Source organism: Rugamonas sp. (assembly GCF_025354735.1).
Classification (GTDB): Bacteria; Pseudomonadota; Gammaproteobacteria; order Burkholderiales; family Burkholderiaceae_D; genus Rugamonas.
Genome location: NZ_JANXMI010000135.1, coordinates 1 through 7473, shown reverse-complemented (window position 1 = coordinate 7473; position 7473 = coordinate 1). Strand labels below are relative to the sequence as shown.

Below are 7473 nucleotides of genomic sequence, written 5' to 3'. Positions count from 1 at the left end.
GCGCGCTGGCCATCGCCGGCATCCACGCCTACCACGGTCAACTGGGCAATGCCGACCACTCGTTTTGGCTGAAGTATTTCCTGTCGAGCCAGAGCGCCATCATGTGGATGGGCTTGAGCTTCTGGGCGGCCACGGTGGTCTACGCCATCGGATGGATCAAGCGCTCGGACGCCGCGCTGCTCCTGGGCAGCAAAACAGCGTGGACCGGATGCCTGATGGGCCTGGTCGGCCTGCTGGTGCGCTGGCACGAGTCTTACCTGATGGGTTCGGACATCGGCCATATCCCCGTTTCCAACCTGTATGAAGTATTCGTCCTGTTCAGTTTCATGACGACCTTGCTGTATCTGCACCTGGAAAAAAACCTGGGCAGCCGTCAACTCGGCTTGTTCGCGATGTTGGTGGTCAGCGCGGCGGTCATCTTCATGTTCAAGTACGGCACGGGCGCGCACGAAATTCAACCGCTGATACCGGCGCTGAAGTCGTACTGGATGAAAGTCCACGTTCCCGCCAACTTCATCGGCTATGGCGCGTTTTCCCTGGCCGCGATGTTCGGCGCGGCGTGGTTGTTGGCTGGCAATGCGTTCTTCGCCACCCGCCTGCCGAGCCGCGTCTGGCTTGATGAATTGTCCTACAAAACCACGGCGCTCGGCTTCGTCTTCTTCACCATCGCCACCATACTCGGCGCCTTGTGGGCGGCGGAAGCCTGGGGCGGCTACTGGTCGTGGGATCCCAAGGAAACCTGGGCCCTGATCGTCTGGCTCAACTATGCCGCGTGGCTGCACACCCGGCTCGTCAAGAACGTGCGCGGCGCCCTGCTCGCCTGGTGGTCGCTGGCCGGCTTCGTCATCACCTTGTTCGCGTTCCTGGGCGTCAACATGTTTTTGTCCGGACTACACTCTTACGGCAGTCTTTAGGAGCGCAAATGAATATCGCATCGGCCATTTGGCTCAATCTGATGATGGGCCTGCTGTTGGCCAACCTCCCGTTTTCGACGCTGTTTCGTCCTGCCCGCTGGCGTAGCGCATCCCTGGACTTCCTGTGCTGGCTGGCCTGTTATGCCTGCTGGATGGCTTTGGGGGCGGGTTTGGAAGCGGCCACTGCCAAGGCCACGCCCAAGGATTGGGAACTCTGGGCGGTGACGGTGGCCCTGTTCGGCGTGCTGTCTTTCCCCGGGATAGTCTGGAAATATTTGCTAAAAAAATAGCTGGCGATAAAGATTGATGTGGTTTACTTGTATTATTTTATACTGCCATTTATAATTATACTATCGCAACAATAATAGTAACAATTCAAGGTTATAAAATGGCACGTACCGATAATTTTAGAAAACAGCATGTAGAAATTCTGACTATCGCCCGAGAAATCAATCAGCAACTCGGCGCTGTCATCGCAGAGGAAGATGCAACGCGCATACGCCGCCAGTTAAGCAAGATGCATGGCCTGGTCGGATTGCACCTGGCAATGGAAGACAAGAGTTTGTATCCATCCATGCTGCTGAGCAAAGATCAGGAAGCGCGGGATTTGGCGCAGCGCTATTCCCAGGAAATGGGCGACCTGGCCCACGGATTTGAAGCGTATATGAAAGCATGGAGCAATATCTCCCTGATTTCCGCCAGCCCCGAAGTGTTCACGGAACAGACCAAGGCTATCTTTAACGCCTTGTCCAAGCGCATACACCGGGAAAATACCCTGCTTTACCCGGTGGCGGACGCGCTGCCCTGAGCCAATCGTCCAAATTTCAGCTATCCAAAACTTCAGACGTGATGCAAGCGATGTATGGAGTTAGGATAGCGAACTTGTATTTGCCGGGGAAAAGAAGGTCGATATGGTGCAATCCGTCACATCGCAAAGCGCGCCGGCGAATTACCGTCACGGATTCCGGCGACAATGAAAACCCGGATAAGCGCCAGAATCCCGGTCTGAATTTTACTTCAGTGGGCAGCAATATTGATATCGCTGTTTAAGCAAGATCATAAATCTCCATCATCGATAAGAATATGGCGGACAAGCGCCATTGACTTCTGCTGTCCACCTTGAACTCTCCTCCTTTCTATATTCCCTGGCACGGCCTTGCGCCTACACTCACCCTCTCTCCATTTTAATTGCCAATAAATCATTGCGAATAATTTCTATGAGGAACGAACAAGGGCCAATTTTCTATAATTGCGGGAGACCATTTAAAATAGCCAAAAAATTAAGTAACATTCGCATCTTCATCGCGAGTTACATCTGAGAAGTCACGGGTGCTCGAAGGATGCGGCTAACAGCGCTTCGGCTGAAATGAAGTAACAACCGGGAAATCGTCGAATATTATGGAATTACATATTCTGATAAAAGATGGCAAGGATTTGGCGCATCAGATTTACGATCAAATCTCGCATGCCATCGATTCCGGCAGGCTTGCCAACGGCCAGCAAGTCCCGCCATCGAGGCTGCTGGCGAAACAATTGGGCGTGGCCCGCAAATCCGTCGCCGACGCCTATAACCGCCTTAGTTACGATAAGAAGTTGGTCGGCTATGTAGGCAAGGGCACCTTCGTCCACCATCCTTTTTGCAAGCCGTCGGTACCGCAATATCCGACGTGGCAGCCCAGTCCCACGCTCCAGAAATGGATAGATCTCGAAGTAATCGATCAAGTCGGAAAGAAGGAACGTTGCGTGGTCGATTTCACCGGCGGCGAGTCGTCGACCAGCCATTTTCCGCAGGATGAATGGCGCAGCTGCGTGATGCACGGCTTGCGGCGCTCCTCGGCCAAGCGCGGCAGGTATGGTGATGCCGCGGGCATAGTCGAATTGAGGCAGGCGCTGCTGCGGCATGCCGGCTTTTCGAGGGGCGTCACCGGCAGCGCCGACGATGTCATCGTCACCAATGGCGCTCAGCAGGCCCTCGACCTGATTTGTCGCGTTCTCGTGGAACCCGGCATGTGCGTCGCGGTGGAAGATCCTGGCTATCCCCGCGCGCGCCTGCTGTTTGCCAGTTTGGGCGCCCGCGTGGTCGGCGTGCCGGTCGACGCCGACGGCATCGACGTCGATGCGATTCCGAACGACGCCAAAATGATTTACGTCACACCCGCACACCAATTCCCGCTGGGGATGCCGATGAGCGAACAGAAACGCCACGCCCTGCTCAATAAGGCGGCGGCCATCGGCGCCATCATCGTTGAAGACGATTACGACAGTGAGTTCCGTTACTCGGGCCGGCCCATCGATTCCCTGCAAAGCCTCGATAGCTTCGGCGTGGTCATTTTCGTCGGGACCATGTCCAAGGTGATGTTCCCCGAAATGCGCATAGGATACGTGCTTGCGCCCCCCATTATTGCGCAAGCTTTAATCAGCGCCAAACGTCTCACCGATTGGCAGTGCAACACGATGCTGCAATTTGCGTTAGCGAAGTTTGTTTCGGACGGCCATTTGCTGCGCCATGTGCGCCGGGTCCAGAATATTTATGCCCTGCGCAGGGAAAAAATCCAGAAGACGTTCGACACCGCGCTGGCCCCTTGGTTCGAGCTGATTCCTTCGGAAGCCGGATTTCACATGGCCGCCCCGTGCAAGCAGAAGATAGACATCGCCGGCCTTATTGCGGCGGCGCGCAAGACCGGCGTCGGCCTCTATCCGCTGTCGGTCTTCTACGCCGGGCCGACGGTAAAGGACGGCCTCTTTTTGGGATACGGCTCTGTCAATACCGAGAGCATAGAACCGGCGCTGCTCACCGTGCGGGATTTACTACGCAGCAATTCATTCCAAGGTCCATAGTGATAACGAAGCCGATGCTGTATCCTTGCTTTCCCTACCAAATATCTTCATATTCAGCACATGCAACGTCAACGAGGAGAAACTGATGGTGACCAGCGTAGCAGGCACGGGCGGCAGCCATCGCGTCAGCGATAGCTCGGGTGCGCAGGGACAGATCAATATGCTGTTCGCTCAAATCAAAGCGCTTTTTAAAAAAATCGCCCAGTTGCAGAAGCAATTAATGGAAAGCACCGATCCGGGAGAACGGATGCGTTTGATGAAGGAAATCATCGACCTGCAACGCAGCGTCCAGCTGTTGGAAGACCAAATTGCTCAAATAGAACAAAATCAGCAACTGAAAGCAAAAAATCGTGCCGAAGCCCAATCGGAGTTGAAAAAGGAAAATGGCAAGCAGTCCGCCTAGCGCGGTGCTTGCCTAGTCCAGCGTCGGCGATCTTATTTTCCGATTTCTGCCTGCAGCGCACTTTTCAAACTCAGAATCCGGTCGAATATCAAGTCCTGCCGCCCTTGCAGGCGCCCGCTTGGAACGACCACGGCCACCGCATACCGTCCCAAAACGCTATCGACCGCGATGGCGACCGAAGACACACCGACTTCCGTCTCCTCGAATTCCTGGGCGTAACCCTGCGCCCGTATGACGGCTAATTCCCGCAGCAAATCTTCGGCCGAGCGCAGCGTTTTCGGCGTGACGCCGGCGTAAACATTGCCCAGCAAGGCCAGCACATGGTCGTCGCCGTCCAAAGCCAGCAGCGCACGGCCGGCGCTGGTGCTGTGCAGAGGCAAGTTGGCGCCCACCTGCGGCACCACCCGCAATTCCCTCTCGGCCACCGCGACATGAACGAAGGCCAGCTCGGTTCCGCTGACGCGGCCCAAGGCCACCGTTTCGTCCAGCTCCCGACATAGTTGTTCGAGATGGGGCGTCATGATCGCCACGACGTTGGTATGCACCCGGGCGACCAGCTTCAGCAAAGTCGATCCCAGCCGGACGCCGTCGGACCGATCCGATTGCACGATCCCCTCCTGCGCCAGCGCTTGCACGATGCGCTGCACGGTCGAGCGCGGCAGTTGAACTTCCTTGGCGATCTCCGCCAGGCTCATGCCGGCGTTTTTCACGTTGCCGAGCGCGTTGAGGATGGCGCTTGCGCGCGCGATGACCTGGATACCGCTACTGCGCTCATCCGTTGAATCTGTATTTATCTTCTTCATAAGCTTTCATTTCAAAGAGGCCACAGTGTACCTCAAGTGGGTACCATCCAATCAAAAAACCACATTGCAATACAGTGTACCGTATATTAAAATGCCGACACTTGACCACTTTGCGATACACCAACCCACAATATGATTACCCTCCCGCCGATTTACAGCGTGTTCCACACGTCGCGACGCTCGCCATGACCGTTTCCACCACCACCGCACCCGGCCACCGCCCGCCCCCGGCGCCGGCGGCGCAGCCATTCGGCTTGCGGATTTTGACCGGCCTGTGCGGCGTCTTGCTGGCCGCGCTGTGGTCCGGGCTCAACGACCGGGTCAGCAGCATCTCCCTGCCCGATCTGCGCGGCCTGCTCGGCATAGGCTACGATGAGGGCAGCTGGTACTCGGCCGTCTATATCGCCGCCGAAATCGCGGCCATGATGATGGCGACATGGTTCGCCGTGACCTTCTCCTTCCGCCGCTTCGCCATCACGGTCACCCTGGCTTTCGCCGTCCTCGGCGCCGTGCTGCCCTTGGTCCACAACTACCCCTGCCTGCTCATGCTGCGGGTGGCGCAGGGGCTGTTCGGCGGCGCCATGCCGCCGCTGTTGATGACGGCCGCCCTGCGCTTTCTTCCTCCCGGCATCAAGCTATACGGCATGGCCGGCTACGCGCTCACGGCGACCTTCGGCCCCAACCTGGCCATGCCGCTGGCCGCGCTGTTCACCGACACGCTGGGATGGCAGTGGATTTACTGGCAAGTCATACCGCCCTGCCTGATCGCCGCCGCGATGATGGCCTGGGGCCTGCCGCAAGATCCCGTGCGGCTGGAGCGCTTTTACCAATTCGACTGGGCCGGTGCGCTGACCGGATGCGGCGGCATCGTCATGCTGGTGCTGGCGCTGGAACAGGGCGAGCGCCTGCACTGGCTGCATTCCTCCCTGATCTGCACCCTGCTGTTCGGCGCGGCCGTGTTGCTGCCCCTGTTCTTCGTGAACGAGTGGCATCACCCGCTGCCCTTCTTCAAGCTGCAAATGCTGGGACGCAGGAACTTTTCCCATGGCTTGCTGGCGCTCGGCGGTTTCCTGATCCTGTCCATGGCCGGCAGCGCCTTGCCGGCCATCTTTCTGACCCACGTGCAAGACTACCGGCCGCTACAGATAGGACCGCTCGCCTTGTCGATTGCGATACCGCAGTTGCTCGCTTGCCCGCTGGCGGCCGCCCTGTGCAATATCCGCCGCTTGGACAGCCGCATCGTCATGGGCTGCGGCTTCGCGCTGCTGTGCTGGGCCAGCTATGCGGGCTCCCACCTGAGCTCGGTATGGGTGCAGGATAATTTCTATTTGCTGCAAGCCATCCACGCCATCGGCCAGCCGCTCGCCGTCCTGCCGATACTGATGGGCGCGACCGGCGCGGTGCAGCCCGTGGAAGGCCCGTTCGCTTCGGCCATGTTCAACACCACCCGAGGCATGAGCGCCGTGATCGGCGGCTCACTGATCGAGACGTTCGTCACCCATCGCGAGCAATTCCACTCGAATGTGCTGCTAAACAGCGGCACGATCAAGCATCCGGAAATGCTGTTGGACAGCGAGACGCCGCTCGCGCTTTCTGGCGGACTGGGCGCTTTCGCCGGGCGCGTGCACGAGCAAGCCATCACGATGGGCATCGCCGACGCGTATTTGCTGCTGGCTGGCCTGGCCGTGCTTCTGTTCCTGATGCTGCTCATGCCAAAGCGCAGCTACCCGCCAAAATCCCATTTACCGCCCCAGCCCCCCCCTGCACCCCAGCCGGCTCAAGCACTGAGCGCCCGGTGAGCATCGTTATCCCAGCGTAAAGCAAACCATCCACGTAGAAATGAGTGAAATAAAATGAAACATTCCAAGAAAGTAAAATTAATCGCCACCACCGTCGGCATCCTCGCCATAGGTGCCGTCGCACTGGTGGCGACGACTGGCTGGCAAGAGGCGGAACAGGAAACCGACGACGCCTACGTCAGCGCCGACTTCACCCTGGTGGCGCCGCGCGTGGCGGGCACGGTCTCTGAAGTGCTGGTGGAAGATAATCAGGAAGTCAAGACCGGCGACGTCCTGGCCCGCATAGACGACCGCGACTTCCAGACCGCGCTGCACGTTGCCCAGGCCGAGTTGAAGGCGTGCGAATCGCACTTGGGCGGCATCGACGCCCGCACCGCGCGCCAGCAGGCGGTCATCGAACAGGCCGGCGCGACCATCGCCGCCGACGACGCGGCGCTGCAATTCGCGCGCCAGAACGCCAGCCGCTACAACCAGCTGTCGGAGTCGGGCGCCGGCACCACCGAGCAGCAGCAACAGCACGAATTCGGCCTGCGCCAACAATTGGCGACGCATCAGCGCGACAGCGCGGCCCAGAGCGCCGCCCAGCGCGAGCTGACGGTGCTCGCCAGCGAACGCCTGGAGGCGCTGGCCGCCATCGGCCGCGCCGAAGCGGTGCTGGAACAGGCGGCGCTGATGCTGTCGTACACGACCATCAAAGCGCCGACGGCCGGTTTCGT

Annotated in this window: 8 protein-coding genes; 7 read left to right on the top strand and 1 reads right to left on the bottom strand. The window is 58.7% G+C overall.

Annotated elements, in window-relative coordinates:
* From ccsB to Q0S71_RS11435, 5 genes are all read left to right on the top strand, one after another.
* Positions 1-914: c-type cytochrome biogenesis protein CcsB (gene ccsB / locus Q0S71_RS11455; RefSeq protein WP_295995216.1), on the top strand; the 914-nt coding region annotated here is incomplete at its 5' end.
* Between the two features lie 8 nt (positions 915-922).
* The gene (locus tag Q0S71_RS11450) at positions 923-1204 is read left to right on the top strand and encodes a DUF2818 family protein (protein WP_295995213.1); all 282 of its coding nucleotides are present in this window, start codon (positions 923-925) and stop codon (positions 1202-1204) included.
* Positions 1205-1302: 98 nt separating this feature from the next.
* The gene (locus tag Q0S71_RS11445; protein WP_295995210.1) at positions 1303-1722 is read left to right on the top strand and encodes a hemerythrin domain-containing protein; all 420 of its coding nucleotides are present in this window, start codon (positions 1303-1305) and stop codon (positions 1720-1722) included.
* A gap of 590 nt (positions 1723-2312) precedes the next feature.
* Entirely contained in the window at positions 2313-3752 is a 1440-nt protein-coding gene (locus tag Q0S71_RS11440; RefSeq protein WP_295995207.1) for a PLP-dependent aminotransferase family protein, read from the top strand.
* 85 nt (positions 3753-3837) lie between these two features.
* Complete coding sequence (locus tag Q0S71_RS11435; protein WP_295995204.1) at positions 3838-4155, top strand: FlxA-like family protein; 318 nt, start codon at positions 3838-3840, stop codon at positions 4153-4155.
* A gap of 32 nt (positions 4156-4187) precedes the next feature.
* Here Q0S71_RS11435 and Q0S71_RS11430 read toward each other — a convergent pair whose 3' ends face one another.
* Entirely contained in the window at positions 4188-4958 is a 771-nt protein-coding gene (locus tag Q0S71_RS11430) for an IclR family transcriptional regulator (protein ID WP_295995202.1), read from the bottom strand.
* Between the two features lie 185 nt (positions 4959-5143).
* Here Q0S71_RS11430 and Q0S71_RS11425 point away from each other — a divergent pair, with 185 nt between their 5' ends.
* The gene (locus Q0S71_RS11425; RefSeq protein WP_295995199.1) at positions 5144-6757 is read left to right on the top strand and encodes an MFS transporter; all 1614 of its coding nucleotides are present in this window, start codon (positions 5144-5146) and stop codon (positions 6755-6757) included.
* Between the two features lie 54 nt (positions 6758-6811).
* Positions 6812-7473 (top strand): HlyD family secretion protein (locus Q0S71_RS11420; RefSeq protein ID WP_295995198.1); only part of this gene is annotated, 662 nt, incomplete at its 3' end.

Excerpts from the sequence above, each read along its gene's own strand:
- Q0S71_RS11430 (WP_295995202.1), bottom strand. The coding sequence starts at position 4,958 with ATGAAGAAGATAAATACAGATTCAACGGATGAGCGCAGTAGCGGTATC.
- Q0S71_RS11450 (WP_295995213.1), top strand. The coding sequence starts at position 923 with ATGAATATCGCATCGGCCATTTGGCTCAATCTGATGATGGGCCTGCTG.
- Q0S71_RS11445 (WP_295995210.1), top strand. The coding sequence starts at position 1,303 with ATGGCACGTACCGATAATTTTAGAAAACAGCATGTAGAAATTCTGACT.
- Q0S71_RS11425 (WP_295995199.1), top strand. The coding sequence starts at position 5,144 with ATGACCGTTTCCACCACCACCGCACCCGGCCACCGCCCGCCCCCGGCG.
- Q0S71_RS11440 (WP_295995207.1), top strand. The coding sequence starts at position 2,313 with ATGGAATTACATATTCTGATAAAAGATGGCAAGGATTTGGCGCATCAG.
- Q0S71_RS11435 (WP_295995204.1), top strand. The coding sequence starts at position 3,838 with ATGGTGACCAGCGTAGCAGGCACGGGCGGCAGCCATCGCGTCAGCGAT.